Here is a 19,386-nt window from a genome sequence, read left to right as displayed (position 1 = left end):
AATGGTGGGCGATGAGAGACTCGAACTCCCGACATCCTCGGTGTAAACGAGGCGCTCTACCAGCTGAGCTAATCGCCCTATGCAATAATCAACAATCAGATGGGACTCATTTAAGGAAAAAATTTTACAAACGCAAGACTAAAGATGATGTCTAATAATTTTTTTTAAAAAATGCATATACCTTCTTGACATAAAGGAATGAAACCCTTACACGACCGCTTGTACCAATATTAAATTGGTTCAGAATTGCGCGGGTGTAGCTCAGTTGGTTAGAGTGCTGGCCTGTCACGCCGGAGGTCGCGGGTTCGAGCCCCGTCACTCGCGCCATTTCATAATTTTTCCATTTAATTTTCATTTTTTTATTGTAAGCGTTTTAGTTTATAAAACGTATAGTTATTTGATATTTGAGCGTTAGGATATTTTTTATTTTGTGTTTTTTCCTTATTTAGGCAGTTTATAAGAATAGGGCTTGCGTCTTTCTTTGCTCTGCGTTACCTATATGAAAAGAAAAGTATTGCTCAAATATGTGCTGGAAACAGTGTGTGCGGAATGAATAGAGCAGTTTATAATTTGTTTGTTTGATCTGACAGTATTGAAGTGTTGTGTTAATTCAGGCATTCATTAAAATGGAAGAGGATTATGACTCATTTATTGAGCTCTTATTTGCCAATCTTAATTTTTATCATCGTTTCGGCAATTATTGCTGGGGTCCTTTTAATTATGCCTTACATTGTGGCTTATCGTTCTCCAGATCCTGAAAAATTATCAGCGTATGAATGTGGGTTTAATTCATTTAATGATGCACGCATGAAGTTTGATATTCGCTTTTACTTGGTGTCGATTTTATTTATTATTTTTGATCTTGAAGTTGCTTTTCTGTTTCCTTGGGCTGTTTCATTTGGCTCAATAGGTATGTTCGGTTTTTGGTCAATGATTGTGTTTTTAGCACTTTTGACTATAGGATTTATATATGAATGGAAAAAGGGAGCTCTTGAATGGGATTAGAATCAAAAAATTCAATGTTTGCTGCTCCAAAATCGAAGGGGATTATTAATCCAAGTACGGGGACGTTAGTAAGTTCTGATGATAATTTTTTTCGTAATATTAATGCTGAATTATCAGATAAAGGTTTTTTAGTTACTTCGGCAGATGCTCTTATTACTTGGGCACGTACTGGCTCTTTAATGTGGATGAGTTTTGGTTTGGCGTGTTGTGCTATCGAAATGATGCAATGTTCAATGCCTCATTATGATAATGAGCGTTTTGGATATGCTCCACGTGCTTCACCTCGTCAATCAGATGTAATGGTGGTGGCTGGTACTCTCACGAACAAAATGGCTCCTGCTTTAAGAAAAGTGTATGATCAAATGCCAGAGCCGCGTTATGTGATTTCTATGGGGTCATGTGCAAACGGTGGTGGTTATTATCATTATTCTTATTCAGTTGTGCGTGGGTGCGATCGTATTGTACCTGTAGATATTTATGTTCCAGGGTGTCCTCCTACGGCTGAAGCACTGCTATACGGTATATTATTATTGCAGAAAAAAATCCGTCGTACAGGATCAATAGAAAGATAGGGAGCTTTGTTATCACGATGAATGAAGCATTGATTGAGCTTTCTACTTATTTAAAAAATAAATTAGGGGATAAGCTTGAAGAAAGCATTTTAGCATTCGATGAATTAACTATCGTATCGCGTCTTGATGCAATTACGGATGTCTTAATGTTTCTTCGTGATGATTCTCAGTGTCAATTTGTTAATATTATAGATATTAGTGGCGTTGATTATCCGTCTCGTAGTAAACGTTTTGATGTTTCTTATCAATTATTATCGCCTCGCGAGAATTTGCGCTTGCGTGTGAAGGTTCGTACGGATGAAAACACTCCCGTGCCTTCTGCTTGTTCTATTTATTCTGGAGCAGAGTGGTATGAGCGTGAAACATACGATATGTATGGAATTTTATTTTCAGGTCATCCGGATTTGAGGAGGATTTTGACTGACTATGGATTTGAAGGACATCCGTTACGCAAAGATTTTCCTGTAACAGGGTTTGTTGAGTGTCGTTATGATAATGAAGCAAAGAAAGTAATTTATGAGCCTGTTGTTTTACGACAGGAAATGCGTAACTTTGATTTTCTTTCTCCATGGGAGGGAGGGCAATATGTTGTGCCGTATAATGAAAAAGCCGATAGCGAAAAATAATGTTCAATTTTGTAGAATGAATATTAGGGCGGTCAGCTTTTAAAATAATTAAATGTTTTTGAGTGTGATCAGTATTTTATTTAACATTTAATATAAAGTTTTGAAAGTAAGGGGTTTGTTGTGGCTGAGGTCAATGTTCGGAACTTTAATATCAATTTTGGGCCGCAGCATCCAGCAGCGCATGGGGTTTTGCGTATGGTTTTGGAGCTAGATGGTGAAGTTGTAGAGCGTGTAGATCCTCATATTGGATTATTGCATCGCGGTACCGAAAAATTGATGGAAACAAAAACTTATCTTCAAGCCGGTCCTTATCTGGATCGTTTAGATTATGTTGCTCCTATGAATCAGGAGCATGCTTTCGTACTTGCTGTTGAAAAGCTGTTGGGTGTTGAAGTTCCTAAAAGAGGGCAGTTAATACGTGTTTTATTTTCTGAAATTGGACGTATTCTTAATCATTTGCTTAATGTAACAACACAAGCTATGGATGTTGGTGCTTTGACGCCACCACTTTGGGGATTTGAACAACGCGAAAGACTGATGATTTTTTATGAACGTGCGTGTGGTGCGCGTCTTCATGCAAATTATTTTCGTCCTGGTGGTGTTCATCAAGATTTACCAGAAGATTTAATTGAAGATATTGGTAATTTTATTGATCCATTTCTTGTTGCTCTTGGAAAACTTGATGCGCTTGTCACACCAAATCGGATTTTTAAGCAGCGTAATGTAGATATCGGTGTGGTAAGTATTGATGAGGCTTGGGCCCGCGGTTTCTCTGGAGTTATGATTCGCGGTGCTGGAGTGCCATGGGATTTGCGCAAAAGCCAACCTTATGAGTGCTATAATGAAATGGAGTTTGATATCCCTGTAGGTAAAAACAGTGATTGTTATGATCGCTATTTGATTCGTATGGAAGAAATGCGTCAGTCGGCAAAAATTATGCGCCAATGTGTGGATCGTTTGCTCAGTACTGAAAAAGATGGACCAGTTTCGAGTTTGGATCGTAAAATTGTTCCGCCAAAGCGGAGCGAAATGAAAAGTTCTATGGAAGCCCTTATTCATCACTTTAAACTGTATACAGAGGGTTTTCATACACCTCCAGGTGAAGTATATGTTGCTGTAGAAGCCCCGAAGGGTGAGTTTGGAGTCTATCTTGTTTCTGATGGAACCAATAAACCTTATCGTGTTAAGTTGCGTGCTCCTGGTTTTGCGCATCTTCAAGCTATGGACTTTTTAACAAGAGGTCATATGTTGGCGGATGCTACAGCTATTTTGGGTTCGATTGATATTGTTTTTGGGGAGGTTGATCGTTAATGTCCGTACGCCGTCTTGCAGATGATATCTATCAACCCACAGAGTTTTCTTTTACAAAAGAAAATCAGATATGGGTGCAAAATACTATAAAAAAGTACCCTGTTGGGCGTGAACAGTCCGCTGTAATTCCATTGCTGATGCGTGCTCAAGAGCAAGATGGTTGGGTAACACGTGCTGCAATTGAACATATCGCTCAAATTCTTTCTATGGCTTATATCCGTGTTCTTGAGGTTGCAACTTTTTATACTCAGTTTCAGCTCAAACCAGTTGGCACAAAAGCTCATATTCAAGTTTGTGGTACGACTCCTTGTATGTTACGTGGATCTGGTGATCTGATTAAAGTTTGTCAGAAAAAAATTCATCACGAGCCTTTTGTTACCAATCAAGATGGAACATTATCGTGGGAAGAGGTAGAGTGTCTCGGTGCTTGTGTGAATGCTCCGATGGTTATGATTTTTAAAGATACCTACGAAGACCTTACAGCAGAGCGTCTTGAAGAAATTATTGATGCATTTAAGGCAGGAAAAGGTTCTGAAATAGCGGTTGGTCCACAAAATAGTCGGAAGTCATCAGAACCAATCAGTGGTTTAACATCACTTGTTGATGATGAAAAAGATAAAAATAAATAACTGAAATTTTTGAAGGGAAAAGATAAGGATGAAATAGAAACATAATAAATATTTTCTTGAAAAAGTGTTTTATTATTTTATCCGTTATTGCAAGATTTGATTATAGTAGAAATTTTTGGGAAAACGTTTTAAATTACTGCATTTGAGGAAAAGCTAAGAATGCTACGTGCAAGAAAAAAAAGGGTGGGGTATGCTGGCTGATAAAGATCGCATTTTCACCAATATTTATGGTTTAAAAGACAAATCATTAAAAGCTGCGATGTCGCGTGGACATTGGGAAGGAATTCGTGCGATTATTGACAAAGGACGTGATTGGATCATTAATGAAGTAAAGGAATCAGGTTTACGTGGGCGTGGTGGTGCTGGTTTTCCTACTGGAATGAAGTGGTCTTTTATGCCCAAACAAAGTGACGGTCGCCCTCATTATTTAGTTGTAAATGCTGATGAATCAGAGCCTGGGACATGTAAAGATCGTGATATTTTACGCCATGATCCCCATACTTTGATTGAAGGATGTGTCATTGCTACTTTTGCTATGGGAGCAAATGTCGCTTTTATTTATATTCGCGGTGAATATATTCGTGAGCGTGAGGCACTTCAAGCAGCTGTTGATGAATGTTATGATGCAGGGTTACTTGGAAAAAAAACAAAATATGGGCACGCTTGTGATATTATTATTCACCATGGTGCCGGTGCTTATATTTGTGGTGAAGAAACAGCGCTTCTCGAAAGTCTTGAAGGAAAAAAAGGACAACCTCGTCTTAAACCGCCATTTCCTGCCAATATGGGTGTTTATGGCTGTCCAACAACAGTAAATAATGTGGAATCTATAGCGGTTGTTCCAACGATTTTGCGTCGAGGAGCTTCATGGTTTTCATCAATCGGGCGTGCGAATAATGTCGGAACAAAATTATTTATGGTTTCAGGACATGTAAATGCACCTTGTACATTTGAAGAAGCACTTGGGATTTCTTTTCGTGAGTTAATTGAAAAACATGCCGGTGGTATTCGTGGCGGATGGAATAATCTTTTAGCAGTTATTCCAGGTGGAGCTTCTTGTCCAGTCGTTCGTGGTGAAGATATGGTTGATGCAATTATGGATTTTGATGGAATTCGGGATATCGGATCCTCTTTTGGCACAGGTGGTGTGATTGTAATGGATAAATCGACTGATATTATCAAGGCAATTTGGCGTATAGCAGCTTTTTTTAAGCATGAAAGTTGTGGTCAATGTACACCTTGTCGTGAAGGTACGGGGTGGATGATGCGTCTTTTAGGACGTATGGTTGAAGGAAAAGCACAAAAACGTGAAATTGATCTGTTATTTGAAGTTTCTAAACAGGTTGAGGGACACACTATTTGTGCACTTGGTGATGCTGCGGCATGGCCTATACAGGGATTGATACGTAATTTTCGACCAGAAATTGAACGTAGAATTGATGAATATACGCGAAATGTAGTACAAAGTAGAAATATTGCTTTGGAAGCGGTAGGGTAGAGCGTTTTGTTTTAAGAGCAACAAAATACAAATTTAGGTGGGTTATCTGCGGGCTGGATGAGTGATGATAAATATCAAAGTTGACGGTAAAGAGATTGAGGTACCTGATTACTATACGTTGCTTCAGGCGGCTGAAGCAGCGGGTGCTGAAGTGCCGCGTTTTTGTTTTCATGAATCTTTATCCGTTGCTGGAAATTGTCGTATGTGTTTGGTTGAGGTTAAGGGTGGTCCTCCAAAACCTCAAGCTTCTTGTGCTATGGGAGTTCGTGATTTACGATTAGGACCTAATGGTGAAGCGCCTGAAATTTTTACTAATACGGAGATGGTTAAAAAAGCACGGGAAGGTGTAATGGAGTTTCTTCTCATTAATCATCCTTTGGATTGTCCCGTGTGTGATCAAGGGGGGGAATGTGATCTTCAAGATCAAGCAATGCTTTATGGACGAGATTGTTCTCGTTATACAGAGAATAAACGTGCTGTAGAAGATAAATATATTGGACCACTTGTGAAAACAATAATGACGCGGTGTATTCATTGTACACGCTGTGTTCGTTTTACTACAGAAGTAGCAGGTATTTCCGAGCTTGGTTTAATTGGTCGTGGTGAAGATGCTGAAATTACAACATATCTTGAAAAAGCGATGACATCTGAGTTGCAGGGAAATGTTATTGATTTGTGTCCTGTGGGCGCTTTAACTTCAAAGCCTTACGCGTTTCATGCACGTCCATGGGAATTGGTTAAGACAGAATCAATTGATGTCATGGATGCACTTGGTAGTGCAATTCGCATTGATAGCCGTGGTCGTGAAGTAATGCGTATTATGCCACGGACAAATGAAGATGTAAATGAAGAATGGATTTCTGATAAGACACGTTTTATTTGGGATGGGTTACGTACGCAGCGGCTTGATAGACCATATGTTCGTAAAGATGGAAAGCTGCAGCCTACAAGTTGGACAGAGGCTTTTGCAAAAATTAAAATGATGGTTTCTAAAACGTCACCAGAAAAAATTGGAGCAATAGCGGGGGATCTTGCATCTGTAGAGGAAATGTATGCACTTAAAATCTTATTAACTTCATTAGGATCAAAGTTTTTTGATTGTCGTCAAAGAGGAGGGGCTTTATCTTCTGAGTTTGGCCGTTCGAGTTATATTTTTAATCCAACGATTGCTGGTATTGAACAGGCTGACGCATTGCTTATCGTAGGATCTAATCCACGCTATGAAGCAGCAGTTTTAAATGCACGCATTTTAAAGCGCCAACGAATGGGGCAGTTTCCTATTGCATTAATTGGAGAAAAGGTCGATTTGCGTTATCCTTATTCTTATCTTGGAGATGGTACTAATGCATTAAGTGCGCTTATACATGGAAAGGATAGTTTTTTTAATGTATTAAAAGAAGCAAAGAGGCCCCTTGTTCTTATTGGAGAAGGTGCTCTTTCAGGTAAAGAAGGTTTATCTGTTTTAAAAAATCTTGCTAAATTATCTGATAATATTGGCGCTCTTAGTGAAGAGTGGAATGGGTTTGCTGTTCTTCATAATGCAGCCTCAACAGTTGGAGGATTGGATATTGGTTTTATTTCTAAGATTGGGGTTGAAAATATTCTTAAAACCTGTGAAGTTTTATTTTTACTTGGTGCTGATGAAATAGACCTAGCCAATACAAAAGCTTTTACAATTTATATTGGTAGCCATGGTGATAATGGTGCTCATGCTGCTGATGTTATTTTACCAGCATCGGCTTATACAGAAAAATCAGGAATTTATGTAAATACAGAAGGACGTGTTCAAATGACAAATCGGGCTGGTTTTGCCCCTGGTGAAGCAAAAGAAGATTGGGCTATTTTGCGTGCTTTATCTGATGTTTTAGGACAAAAGCTTCCTTTTGATTCGCTTATCCAGTTAAGAGAACAACTCTTTAAAGATTATCCACATCTTTATGCCATTGATGATATAGCACCTTCTAGTATAAGTGATCTTAAAGCACTTGGTGCACAAGTAACTGTTTTGGAGACTCAAGCTTTTACTTCTATGATTAAAGATTTTTATTTAACAAATCCGATAGCACGTTCTTCTGCTGTTATGGCTGAATGTTCATCTCTAGCAAAAAATCGTGCTAGACAAGCTGTAAAGTAAGGGCAAAAAAGGAATAATGATGTATGATTTCTTTATGATCTGGCTGTTGCCATTGCTTATTATAGTTGGAAAAACGCTTCTCCTTTTGGTTGTTCTCTTGGTTTTAATTGCTTATCTTCTTTACGCAGATCGAAAGATTTGGGCAGCAGTGCAATTACGACGTGGTCCAAATGTTGTTGGTCCGTGGGGATTATTACAGTCTTTTGCAGATTTAATTAAATTTGTTGTGAAAGAGCCTATTATTCCTGCTAGTGCAAATAAGGGAGTTTTTCTTTTAGCACCTTTTGTTTCTGCTACACTTGCTTTATCAACTTGGGCTGTTATTCCAGTTAATGAAGGTTGGGAAGTTGCAAAAATTAATGTTGGTTTGCTTTATATCTTAGCCATTTCATCTCTTGAAGTTTATGGCGTTATTATGGGTGGTTGGGCATCAAATTCAAAATATCCTTTCTTAGGTGCTCTTCGCTCAGCAGCACAGATGGTTTCATATGAGGTTTCTATTGGATTTGTACTTGTAACCGTTATTTTAATAAGTGGCTCATTGGATCTTACAACAATTGTTCATCAACAAAGTCATGGGCTTGGTACGAGTCTTGGCCTTCCTTTTAATAGTTTTCTTGATTGGAATTGGCTCGTTCTTTTTCCAATGTTTATTATCTTTTTTATTTCTGCGCTTGCCGAGACAAATCGTCCTCCCTTTGATTTGGTAGAGGCGGAATCTGAACTTGTTGCTGGTCATATGGTAGAGTACTCTTCAACACCTTATATGCTCTTTTTTCTTGGTGAATATGTTGCTATTGTTTTAATGTGTGCATTAACAACTATTTTATTTTTAGGTGGTTGGTTACCGCCTTTAGATGTTTGGTGGCTAAATTGGATTCCTGGTATCATTTGGTTTATTTTAAAAGTTTGCTTTGTATTTTTTTGGTTTGCTATAGTCAAAGCATTTGTTCCGCGTTATCGTTATGATCAGCTTATGCGGCTTGGTTGGAAGGTTTTTCTTCCGCTTTCATTGGCAATGGTTGTGATAACTGCTGCTTTTTTAAAGTATACTGGTTTCGTTTAAGAGGAGATTTCGCGATGTCAGGTTTTATTCAGGCTGCAAAGTCACTCCTTCTATTAGAATTTGTGAGTGCTTTTTTCTTAGCAATGCGTCAATTTTTTTCACCAAAGCCTACAATTAACTATCCTTATGAAAAAGGGGTTGTCTCTCAACGATTTCGTGGTGAACATGCGTTACGTCGCTATCCAAATGGTGAAGAAAGATGCATCGCTTGTAAATTGTGTGAAGCGATTTGTCCTGCACAAGCCATTACAATTGAAGCAGGACCACGACGAAATGATGGTACACGTAGAACTGTTCGTTATGATATAGATATGGTGAAATGTATTTATTGTGGTTTTTGTCAAGAAGCTTGCCCAGTAGAGGCTATTGTTGAAGGCCCTAATTTTGAGTTTGCGACAGAAACGCGTGAAGAACTTTATTATGATAAAGAAAAGCTTTTAATGAATGGAGATCGCTGGGAGAGAGAAATTGCTCGGAATATATTGATGGATGCACCTTATCGTTAAGTGTATCATTAAATGAGGTGTCGGATAGATTTCCGGTAAATAGTAATCTGGTATGAAAATTTTGTACCAATCGTTTTATTAATTGAGGAGAAGCCTATGCTAACAGATCTAGCGGCGGCATTTTTCTATTTATTTGCTTTTATTATGCTTGCCAGTGCTGTTATTGTTATTACAGCACGCAATCCTGTACATTCTGTCTTGTTTTTGATATTGGCGTTTTTTAATGCAGCAGCTTTATTTTTACTTGCGGGAGCAGAGTTTTTGGGACTTATTTTGCTGGTAGTTTATGTTGGGGCTGTCGCTGTTTTATTTTTATTTGTAGTTATGATGCTTGATGTTGATTTTGCTGAGTTAAAAAGTGGCGCACTCCGATACGCTCCTATTGGAGCCCTTGTTGGCGTTATTGTTGCTGTAGAATTAGTTGTTGTTTTTGTAAGTAGCCATTTTTCTCCTATTCTTAAAGCGCATATTACCCAACCAATGCCAGATTTAGCACAACGAACAAATACACAGGCATTAGGTGATGTTCTCTATACAAATTATGTTTTCTATTTTCAAACAGCTGGAATCATTTTATTAACGGCAATGATTGGTGCTATTGTTTTAACACTTCGTCATAAGTCTGGTGTAAAGCGGCAATCTATTGCAGCGCAAGTTTCTAGAACAGTAGAAAGTGCGATTGAAATTAAAAAAGTTGAATCAGGTAAGGGTATTTAAGGGGGGGCTATGCATATTGGTATTACGCATTATCTGACTGTTTCTGCTTTAATGTTTACAATCGGTATTGCTGGAATTTTTCTCAACAGAAAGAATGTAATTATTATCTTGATGTCTATTGAGCTTATATTGCTTTCTGTAAATCTCAATTTTGTTGCATTTTCAGCATTTCTTCATGATCTTGTCGGTCAGATATTTGCTTTATTCATCCTAACAGTTGCTGCTGCTGAAGCAGCAATTGGTTTAGCAATTCTTGTGGTTTTTTTCCGTAATCGTGGTTCTATTGCGGTTGAAGATGTTAATGTAATGAAAGGCTAATCAGTGATGTATTATACGATCGTCTTTCTACCGCTTTTGGGCTTTTTAATTGCAGCTATAGGTGGGAAATCTATAGGAGATCGCGCGAGTGAATTAATAACATGTAGTTTTATGGTGATTGTTGCCATATTATCATGGGTAGCTTTTTTTAATATCGCTCTTGGTCATGCTCCAGCAGTTGATTTACTCGTGTTACATTGGCTAAGTGTCGATGGATTAAGTTTTGATTGGGCTTTACATATTGATACATTAACAGCTGTTATGCTTATTGTTGTAAATAGTGTTTCAGCATTAGTACATATTTATTCAATTGGTTATATGCATCATGACCCTTCAAAACCCCGTTTTTTTTCTTACCTTTCTCTTTTTACATTTATGATGCTGATGTTGGTAACATCCAAGAATTTAATTCAAATGTTTTTTGGATGGGAAGGTGTAGGGTTAGCTTCTTATTTGCTCATTGGTTTTTGGTTTCAACGCGATTCTGCTAATAAAGCTGCAATAAAAGCTTTTGTGGTTAACCGTGTTGGAGACTTTGGCTTTCTCTTAGGAATTTTTAGTATTTTTGTTTTATTTCAATCAGTTGATTTTTCTACTATTTTTGCAAAAGCTGCAGATAAGAGCTTTATACAAAATATGACGTTTTTAGGTTGGCAGCTTAATGGACAAGCAGCCATTACTGTTACATGCCTTTTGTTATTTGTTGGTGCAATGGGTAAATCCGCACAGTTTTTTTTACATACATGGCTTCCTGATGCTATGGAAGGGCCTACTCCTGTATCAGCACTTATTCATGCAGCAACAATGGTTACAGCTGGCATTTTTATGGTTGCGCGCATGTCTCCAATTTTTGAACTTTCTTCCACTGCTTTAACAGTGATTATTATTGTTGGAGCAACTACTGCATTTTTTGCAGCAACTGTGGGATTGGTGCAAAATGATATTAAACGTGTTATTGCATATTCTACATGTTCTCAACTTGGTTACATGTTTGTTGCTCTTGGTGTTGGAGCGTATGGCGCAGCTGTTTTTCATCTTTTTACACATGCTTTTTTTAAAGCTTTATTATTTCTTGGTGCAGGTTCCGTAATTCATGCTGTATCTGATGAGCAAGATATGAGAAAAATGGGAGGGTTACGCAAGCATATAAAGGTAACTTATTGGATGATGATGATAGGAACTCTTGCCTTAACAGGTGTTGGAATTCCAGGGACAGTTTTTGGAACTGCTGGTTTTTTTTCCAAAGATGCAATTATAGAGTCTGCCTTTGCATCCCATAATATTGCTTCAGGATATGCTTTTTATCTCCTTGTTTTTGCTGCTTTATTAACAAGTTTTTATTCATGGCGGCTTATGTTTATGACATTTCATGGTAAACCGCGGGCTACAGTTGATGTTATGCATCATGTTCATGAATCACCGCCAGTAATGTTAATTCCACTTCTTCTTTTATCTATTGGAGCAATATTTGCTGGTGTTATTTTTCAACCTTATTTTTTTGGTAATTTATATAATACTTTTTGGAAAGGCGTATTATTTACAAGTAGCCACAATCATATTCTCCATGATTCTCATCATGTCTTTAATTGGGTAAAATGGTCGCCATTTACAGCAATGGTTATTGGATTCGTTTTAGCCTATTTATTTTATATTTTTGCTCCTTCTCTTCCGAAGAAATTGGCTGCTCTCATGCCTAGAGTGTATCAGTTTCTTTACCAAAAATGGTATTTTGATCAACTATATCATTTTTTATTCGTTCGTTCCGCCTTCAAGATTGGTTCTTTTCTTTGGAAAGTGGGGGATGGTAAAATTATTGATGGTCTAGGTCCGAATGGAATCGCAGCACGTGTTGTTGATATCACCAACAGAGTTGTTCGATTGCAAACAGGCTATCTTTATCACTATGCATTTGCAATGCTTATTGGTATTGCATTGTTTATCACATGGATGATGATCGGGGGCGTAAACTGATGACCGATTGGCCTATTCTTTCTACAGTTACATTTTTACCACTTGTAGGTGTTTTGCTAATTTTATTCATTAAAGATGATAGTGAAGCAGCGCGACATAACATACGTAATGTAGCATTTTTTACAACTGTATTTGTTTTTATTATTTCTCTCATTATTTGGGTCGGTTTTGATTCCACAAATACACACTTTCAAATGGTTGAAAAATTGAGTTGGTTAGGAGGAGGAATTAGCTACCATATGGGGGTTGATGGTATTTCTATTCTTTTTGTTGTCCTTTCCGCTTTTCTTTTACCGTTTTGTATTTTAGCGAGTTGGAACAATGTTAAAGAGAGATTAAAAGCTTATATGATTGCTTTTCTTCTTCTTGAAGTAGCTATTATTGGTGTTTTTTGTGCTCTTGATGCAATATTGTTTTATGTTTTTTTTGAAGGTAGCCTTATCCCAATGTTTATTATTATAGGGGTTTGGGGTGGACCACGGCGTGTTTATGCAAGTATAAAGTTTTTCTTATATACATTGCTTGGTTCAGTGCTTATGCTTGTTGCTCTTATGACAATGTATTGGGAAGCAGGAACACTTGATATACCAACTTTACTCAATTATCAGTTTCCAGCACATATGCAAATATGGTTATGGCTTGCGTTTTTTGCATCTTTTGCGGTTAAAATGCCGATGTGGCCAGTTCATACATGGCTCCCTGATGCTCATGTTGAGGCTCCAACGGCTGGCTCTGTTATTTTAGCTGGTGTATTATTAAAATTAGGTGGATATGGTTTTCTCCGTTTTTCTCTACCAATGTTTCCTCTTGCTTCTGCTACGTTTTCTTCTTTGGTTTTTACGTTGTCGCTTATCGCTATTATTTACACCTCGTTGGTTGCGCTTGTGCAAAGTGATATAAAAAAACTAATTGCTTATTCTTCAGTAGCACATATGGGATACGTAACAATGGGTATTTTTGCTGCAAATGAGCAAGCTGTCCAAGGTGCTATTTATCAAATGTTATCACATGGAATTGTTTCAGCAGCATTATTTCTCTGTGTTGGGGTTATCTACGATCGCTTGCATACACGTGAAATTTCAGCTTTTGGTGGTTTAGTAAATAATATGCCCAAATATGCTGTTGTTTTCTTGATTTTTACTATGGCAAATGTTGGATTACCAGGAAGTTCAGGATTTTTGGGTGAATTTTTAACCTTAATTGGTGTTTTTCAAGTGAGTAAATTGGTTGTTGTTTTTGCTACAACTGGCGTTATTTTATCGGCAGCTTATGCACTTTATCTTTATCGGCGTGTGATTTTTGGTTCCTTAGATAAAGAGAATTTAAAAGTTCTTACTGATCTTTCTTCAAGAGAAAAATTTATCCTTTATCCAATGGTTATTCTTACAATATTTTTTGGGATTTATCCAACGCCTATCCTTAAAGCAACGGCGTTTTCCGTAGAAGCCCTCATTAATAAACTACACTAGATAAGAGAATAATGCTCATGCAAACTGAAATAATCGCTCAATTAGTGTTAATTCTTCCAGAAATTTTAATAGCATTAGGAGGAGTTGTGTTGCTCTTGATAGGTGTTTATTCCAAAGCGCGCGCTTCTTTAACCGTTACGGGATTAGCTATTGCTCTTTTTGTAGCAACTATTGTTATAATTATTATTTTTCCGAAAAATGGCTTGTTTCAAACCAATGCGCTCATTATTGACTCCTTTGGTCGTTATATGAAAATTTTAACGCTTATTGGTGCGCTTTTTGCTCTTATTATGTCTGTTAATTTTACCAGTGTACAAAAATTTGATATATTTGAATTTCCTGTACTCGTTCTTTTTGCAACTCTTGGTATGATGTTGATGATTTCAGCGGGCAATACGTTGTCGCTTTATATGGGATTAGAGTTACAGTCTTTAGCATTATATGTTTTAGCTGCGATTAATCGTAATAACATAAAATCTTCTGAAGCTGGTCTAAAGTACTTTGTATTAGGAGCATTATCTTCGGGTTTATTACTTTATGGTATTTCCTTGCTTTATGGTTTTACTGGTCAAATTGGTTTCCGTGAAATTGCTGTTTCTCTCACTGGTAGTAGTTTACAATTGGGTGTTATTTTTGGAATTGTCTTTATTTTAGCAGGTTTAGCTTTCAAAATTTCTGTGGTTCCATTTCATATGTGGACACCTGATGTTTATGAAGGGGCACCAACACCCATTACAGCATTTTTTGCTGGTGCTCCTAAAGTTGCGGCAATGGCCTTAATCATTCGTATTATTGTTATGACTTTCATTCCATTAGGAAGCTCTAATGGCTCTATGCCTGCATGGCAACAAATTTTGATATTTATGGCAATTGCTTCAATGATACTTGGTGCATTTGCAGCGATTGGTCAAAGTAATATTAAGCGTTTAATGGCTTATTCATCGATTAGTCATATGGGATATGCACTTGTTGGTTTAGCAGCTGGAGATATGCTTGGGGTCAAAAGTGTTATTCTTTATATGACAATTTATCTTGGTATGACAATTGGTTCATTTGCTTTTATTCTTGGAATGCGATTAAGAAATGGAAATGTTGAGAACATTTATGATCTTTCAGGGTTAGTCAAGACAAATCCATTTATGGCTGTTGTAATGACGATACAGCTTTTTTCTTTAGCAAGTATACCACCTATGGCTGGTTTTTTTGGTAAGTGGTATACATTTTCTGCTGCTGTTCATGCTGGTCTTACACCCCTTGTTATTGTTGGTATGATAGCATCTGTTATTGGGGCTTTTTATTATTTGCGTGTTATCAAGATTATGTGGTTTGATGAGGCAAAAGCACATTTTATTATTGTATCAAATGAGCTTCAGTTTTGTCTTGGCCTTTCTGCTTTATTTATTTTATTTTATACGTTTTTCGGAATTTGGTTTGCTGAGTTGGCAGAAAAAGCCGCCGCAGCACTATTTTAACACATATGGTTTATCTTTTATCAGATTTTGCACAAAAACAAGGATACACTGTTGTATCATACGAAGCTGTTGAATCAACAAATCTTATTGCTCAGCAAAAAGCACAAGCTGGTCATGGCGGAAATCTTTGGGTTGTTGCACAAGAGCAATTACAAGGAAGAGCGAGACGAGGTAGAATATGGTCTAGTCCTAGGGGAAACCTTTATTCTAGTGTTTTATTAATTGATGGTATTGTTCATAAAACAGCTGCTCAGCTTGGTTTTGTTTCTGGAGTAAGTGTGGTAGAGGCAATAAAGCAATTTATAGAAGATGAAAAACAAATAAATAATATTGTGAGTTTAAAATGGCCAAATGATATTTTGCTAAGAGGAGCGAAAGGCGCTGGAATCTTACTTGAAATTTTTAAATTACCAACGCAACAGGATGCATTGGTAATTGGTATTGGAATAAATGTAAAATATCATTATGAAAATGCACCGTATCCTACTTCAAGCTTAAAGAATATTGGTTTGCATATTGAAACAGAACAGTTATTTACGGCTTTAACGGAATCTTTTGCGAAGAATTATCTTCTTTGGCAGCAAACAAGAGGACAGGATATTATCCGTGAAAAATGGCTTTTATATTCAGCTCATCTTGGACAATATGTTAAAATAATTGATGACAAAAAAATTACCGAAGGTATTTTTGAGGGACTAGATAGCGATTTCAATTGTATCATAAAACAGACAAATGGTCAAAAAGCCATTATAACTGCTGGAGATGTTCATTTTGGTTTGGCAGCTTCTGTTTATGTAGATCGTTATTAATATATTAAAATTTATTTTATCATCAGATTATTTTGATCATTGAGGAGATGTTTATGCTTGCAGCCAATAAAAATGAGTTTGTTTTTTTACCTTTTGGAGGGGTAGGTGAAATCGGCATGAATTTGGCTGCTTATGGATTTGGTTCTCAAGATCTTCGTGAATGGCTACTTGTTGATATGGGTGTTAGTTTTGCGGGAGCTGAGTTACCAGGAGCAGATCTTATTTTACCTGATATTCGTTTCCTAGAAAGTGAAAAACATAATATACGTGGTCTTGTTTTAACGCATGCTCATGAAGATCATTATGGTGCTGTTCTTGATTTATGGCCAAAATTACAAATTCCACTTTACTGTACAGCTTTCACAGCAGGATTATTGGAAAGTAAAAAACAATCAGACTTTGAATTTCATAAAGTTTCATTCAATATTTTTAAAGCTGGTGATTGTTTTCAGGTTGGCCCCTTTGCAATAGAAGCTATCGCTGTTAATCATTCCATTCCAGAATCTGTATCTTTAGCGATTACAACCTCTTTAGGAACTGTAATTCATACAGGAGATTGGAAAATTGATCATAGACCTTCGTTGGGGCCTATAACGGATGAAAAACGGTTTCGAACTTTAGGCAAAAAAGGTATTTTAGCATTACTGTGCGATTCTACAAATGCATGTCGAGATGGTATAACAGCATCAGAGCAACAAGTTCAGAGTAGTCTTTCTGAAATTATTTCAAAAGCGGAAGGACGAGTTGCAATAGCAACTTTTGCATCGAATGTTGGTCGGATACGTTCAATTGCTCTTGCTGCCGAATCTGTTGGGCGTAAGGTCCTCATTGTTGGACGATCCCTTAAGCGTAGTATTATGATTGCAGAAGAGTTAGGTTATATGAATGGGTTAGCACCATTTGTTAGCGAAGAAGATTATGGTTATATTCCACGCAAAGACCTTGTTTTGGTGGTAACGGGGAGCCAAGGGGAGCCATGTGCTGCTTTAGCTAAATTATCACGCAATGAGATGAGAAATATTGCACTTTCTTCTGGTGATACTGTTATTTATTCTTCAAGAAGTATTCCAGGAAATGAAAAAGCGATTATCGAGATACAAAATCGTTTCATTGATCTAGGTATTAAAGTAATTACAAATGAGGATGAACTTGTCCATGTTTCAGGTCATCCCCGTCGCCTAGAGCTTTTACAGATGTATGATTGGATAAAACCACAGATACTTGTGCCTGTACATGGTGAGGCAATGCATCTTACTGCTCAAGCGGAACTAGCCCGTCAAGCAGGTATCAAAATTGTGACGGATATAAGAAACGGTAGTATATTACGCCTTGCTCCAGATCCTGTAGAAGTTATTGATCAAGTTCCTGTTGGTCGTATTTATAAAGATGGTTGTCTTCTAGGAAATGAGGATGAATTAGGAATTCGTGAACGTCGCAAATTAAGTTATGCTGGTTATATTGCTGTTTCTATCCATTTGAATAATAAGCATGAATTATATGGTGATATTGGTTTGAGCACATTTGGATTACCTGTAAGAAATGAAAAAGGAGAAAGTTTGAAAGATATTCTTTTCGATGTAGTGGAAAATACTTTTTATAATATTCCACGTATTAAACGAAAAAATAATGAACTTGTTCAAGAAGCAATACGACGTGCAGTGAGATCTGCAACTCATGAAGTTTGGAAAAAAAAGCCTATCTGTACAGTTTTTTTACACAGATCAAAATAAAGTACTTTAGTATTATTATATCATTTTTTTTATGAAAGAAAGGGGGAGGGGCTTATCAAAGCATTTTATCACTAAAAATAAAGCTGATAAGCAAGATAAGACATAAATTTTTCAATAACATGATCGTTATATTGGCAAGTATTTAGAATGTAGCTATAGATGAGCGTAGGATATATTTTTCATTGTTTTAATACAATGGATCTAGTTAGGAGTTAATTATTTCAATGCGTCTTTCTCAATATTTTCTCCCACTTTTAAAAGAGACTCCTAAGGAAGCCGAGATTGTTTCTCATCGATTTATGTTGCGTGCTGGTATGATTCGTCAACAAACATCAGGGATTTATTCTTGGCTTCCCTTAGGTAAAAAAGTACTTGATAAAGTTTGTAAGATTATACGTGAAGAGCAAGAACGGGCTGGTGCTATAGAAATATTGATGCCCACCATTCAATCTGCAGATCTTTGGCGTGAAAGTGGTCGTTATGATGATTATGGTTTAGAAATGCTCCGCATTAAAGATCGTCAAAAGCGTGATTTACTTTATGGTCCGACAAATGAAGAAATGGTTACTGATATTTTTCGTTCCTATATTCGTTCTTATAAAGACCTTCCACTTAATTTGTATCATATTCAATGGAAGTTTCGTGATGAAATCCGTCCACGTTTTGGCGTGATGCGTTCACGAGAATTTTTAATGAAAGATGCTTATTCTTTTGATCTTGATTATGAAGGCTCTAAAACATCTTATAATCGTATGTTTATTGCTTATTTACGTACTTTTTCTCGTCTTGGTTTAAGAGCAATTCCTATGCGTGCTGATACAGGCCCAATTGGTGGGGAACTTAGTCACGAATTTATTATTTTGGCTGAAACGGGAGAAAGCGCTATATTTTGCGATAAACAATTTCTTGAACTTACGGTTCCAGATAGTTCTATTGATTTCAGTGATAAAGCTAAATTAGCTAATATTGTGAAAGAGTGGACGTCCTTTTATGCAGCAACAGAAGAAATGCATAATGAAGAAGAGTGGGCGCAAGTTTCTAAGCAAAATCGTCTTTCAGCGCGTGGTATTGAGGTTGGACATATTTTTCATTTTGGTACGAAATATTCTTCTCCCATGGGAGCAAAAGTCATGGGGAAGGATGGAAAAGAACATATAGTTTCTATGGGATCTTATGGTATTGGACCTTCACGTCTTGTTGCTGCAGTGATTGAAGCTTTTCATGATGAAAATGGTATTATGTGGCCAAAATCAATGGCACCATTTGATGTTGGTATCATTAACATGAAGCCAGATGATGAGAAATGTACACATGCTTGTGAAATGCTCTATCAGGGATTAAGAGCAGCTGGTTTAGACCCATTATTAGATGATAATAATGAGCGTCCTGGATCAAAGTTTGCTACAATGGATTTGATTGGTTTACCGACACAAATCATCGTTGGACCTAAAGGTCTTGCACAAAATGAAGTTGAAATAAAAGATCGAAAAACAGGTAGCAAAAAAACTGTAACGGTTGAAGATGCTCTCAGCCAATTTTCTGTAATTAAATAG

The 19,386-nt window shown here is 37.0% G+C and carries 17 protein-coding genes and 2 tRNA genes; 18 read left to right on the top strand and 1 reads right to left on the bottom strand.

The genetic code is table 11. The annotated features are described in order from the left end of the window. Positions 1-2: 2 nt before the first annotated feature. Positions 3-78: transfer RNA gene (locus tag K3248_RS04210), tRNA-Val, on the bottom strand. Between the two features lie 172 nt (positions 79-250). Here K3248_RS04210 and K3248_RS04205 point away from each other — a divergent pair. The 18 genes from K3248_RS04205 (at position 251) to proS (ending at position 19,386) form a co-directional block, all read left to right on the top strand. After that, a tRNA-Asp gene (locus K3248_RS04205) sits at positions 251-327 on the top strand. A 312-nt stretch (positions 328-639) separates the two neighbouring features. After that, positions 640-1,005, top strand: coding sequence for an NADH-quinone oxidoreductase subunit A (locus K3248_RS04200; protein ID WP_220717117.1), 366 nt, complete (start codon positions 640-642; stop codon positions 1,003-1,005). Further along, complete coding sequence (locus tag K3248_RS04195; protein ID WP_220717115.1) at positions 996-1,577, top strand: NuoB/complex I 20 kDa subunit family protein; 582 nt, start codon at positions 996-998, stop codon at positions 1,575-1,577. Before K3248_RS04200 ends, K3248_RS04195 begins: the two co-directional genes overlap by 10 nt. A 17-nt stretch (positions 1,578-1,594) precedes the next feature. Beyond that, complete coding sequence (locus tag K3248_RS04190) at positions 1,595-2,203, top strand: NADH-quinone oxidoreductase subunit C (RefSeq protein ID WP_220717114.1); 609 nt, start codon at positions 1,595-1,597, stop codon at positions 2,201-2,203. A gap of 120 nt (positions 2,204-2,323) precedes the next feature. Further along, positions 2,324-3,514: an NADH-quinone oxidoreductase subunit D gene (locus K3248_RS04185; protein ID WP_220717112.1), complete on the top strand. Its 1,191-nt coding sequence runs from the start codon at positions 2,324-2,326 to the stop codon at positions 3,512-3,514. After that, positions 3,514-4,143 (top strand): NADH-quinone oxidoreductase subunit NuoE, encoded by a 630-nt coding sequence (gene nuoE / locus K3248_RS04180; protein ID WP_220717111.1) that lies wholly within the window; start codon positions 3,514-3,516, stop codon positions 4,141-4,143. The genes K3248_RS04185 and nuoE overlap by 1 nt, the downstream gene beginning before the upstream one ends. A gap of 190 nt (positions 4,144-4,333) precedes the next feature. After that, on the top strand, positions 4,334-5,641 hold the full coding sequence (gene nuoF, locus K3248_RS04175; RefSeq protein WP_220717110.1) for an NADH-quinone oxidoreductase subunit NuoF: 1,308 nt from the start codon (positions 4,334-4,336) through the stop codon (positions 5,639-5,641). A gap of 64 nt (positions 5,642-5,705) precedes the next feature. Continuing rightward, positions 5,706-7,775 carry an NADH-quinone oxidoreductase subunit NuoG gene (nuoG, locus tag K3248_RS04170; protein ID WP_220717109.1) on the top strand — a complete coding sequence of 690 codons (2,070 nt, stop codon included), beginning with the start codon at positions 5,706-5,708 and terminating at the stop codon, positions 7,773-7,775. A 19-nt stretch (positions 7,776-7,794) separates the two neighbouring features. Beyond that, entirely contained in the window at positions 7,795-8,841 is a 1,047-nt protein-coding gene (gene nuoH, locus K3248_RS04165) for an NADH-quinone oxidoreductase subunit NuoH (RefSeq protein ID WP_220717108.1), read from the top strand. Between the two features lie 14 nt (positions 8,842-8,855). Next, positions 8,856-9,347 (top strand): NADH-quinone oxidoreductase subunit NuoI, encoded by a 492-nt coding sequence (nuoI, locus tag K3248_RS04160; RefSeq protein ID WP_212112704.1) that lies wholly within the window; start codon positions 8,856-8,858, stop codon positions 9,345-9,347. Positions 9,348-9,443: 96 nt separating this feature from the next. Next, positions 9,444-10,064, top strand: coding sequence for an NADH-quinone oxidoreductase subunit J (locus K3248_RS04155; protein WP_220717107.1), 621 nt, complete (start codon positions 9,444-9,446; stop codon positions 10,062-10,064). A 9-nt stretch (positions 10,065-10,073) separates the two neighbouring features. Continuing rightward, positions 10,074-10,382, top strand: coding sequence for an NADH-quinone oxidoreductase subunit NuoK (gene nuoK, locus K3248_RS04150; RefSeq protein ID WP_220717106.1), 309 nt, complete (start codon positions 10,074-10,076; stop codon positions 10,380-10,382). 6 nt (positions 10,383-10,388) lie between these two features. Continuing rightward, a complete protein-coding gene (nuoL, locus tag K3248_RS04145; protein WP_220717105.1) occupies positions 10,389-12,353 on the top strand; it encodes an NADH-quinone oxidoreductase subunit L in 1,965 nt (654 codons plus the stop codon). Beyond that, on the top strand, positions 12,353-13,822 hold the full coding sequence (locus K3248_RS04140; protein ID WP_220717170.1) for an NADH-quinone oxidoreductase subunit M: 1,470 nt from the start codon (positions 12,353-12,355) through the stop codon (positions 13,820-13,822). The genes nuoL and K3248_RS04140 overlap by 1 nt, the downstream gene beginning before the upstream one ends. A 17-nt stretch (positions 13,823-13,839) precedes the next feature. Then, positions 13,840-15,294 (top strand): NADH-quinone oxidoreductase subunit NuoN, encoded by a 1,455-nt coding sequence (gene nuoN, locus K3248_RS04135; protein WP_220717104.1) that lies wholly within the window; start codon positions 13,840-13,842, stop codon positions 15,292-15,294. 5 nt (positions 15,295-15,299) lie between these two features. Then, complete coding sequence (locus K3248_RS04130) at positions 15,300-16,103, top strand: biotin--[acetyl-CoA-carboxylase] ligase (protein WP_220717102.1); 804 nt, start codon at positions 15,300-15,302, stop codon at positions 16,101-16,103. Between the two features lie 53 nt (positions 16,104-16,156). Beyond that, complete coding sequence (locus K3248_RS04125) at positions 16,157-17,833, top strand: ribonuclease J (RefSeq protein WP_220717100.1); 1,677 nt, start codon at positions 16,157-16,159, stop codon at positions 17,831-17,833. A 224-nt stretch (positions 17,834-18,057) separates the two neighbouring features. Beyond that, positions 18,058-19,386: a proline--tRNA ligase gene (proS, locus tag K3248_RS04120; RefSeq protein WP_220717099.1), complete on the top strand. Its 1,329-nt coding sequence runs from the start codon at positions 18,058-18,060 to the stop codon at positions 19,384-19,386.

Origin of the sequence: Bartonella raoultii (genome assembly GCF_019659805.1) — a bacterium.
Lineage (GTDB): Bacteria > Pseudomonadota > Alphaproteobacteria > Rhizobiales > Rhizobiaceae > Bartonella > Bartonella raoultii.
Note: the sequence above shows the minus strand (reverse complement) of the source record. Positions and strands in the feature narration are given on the sequence as shown.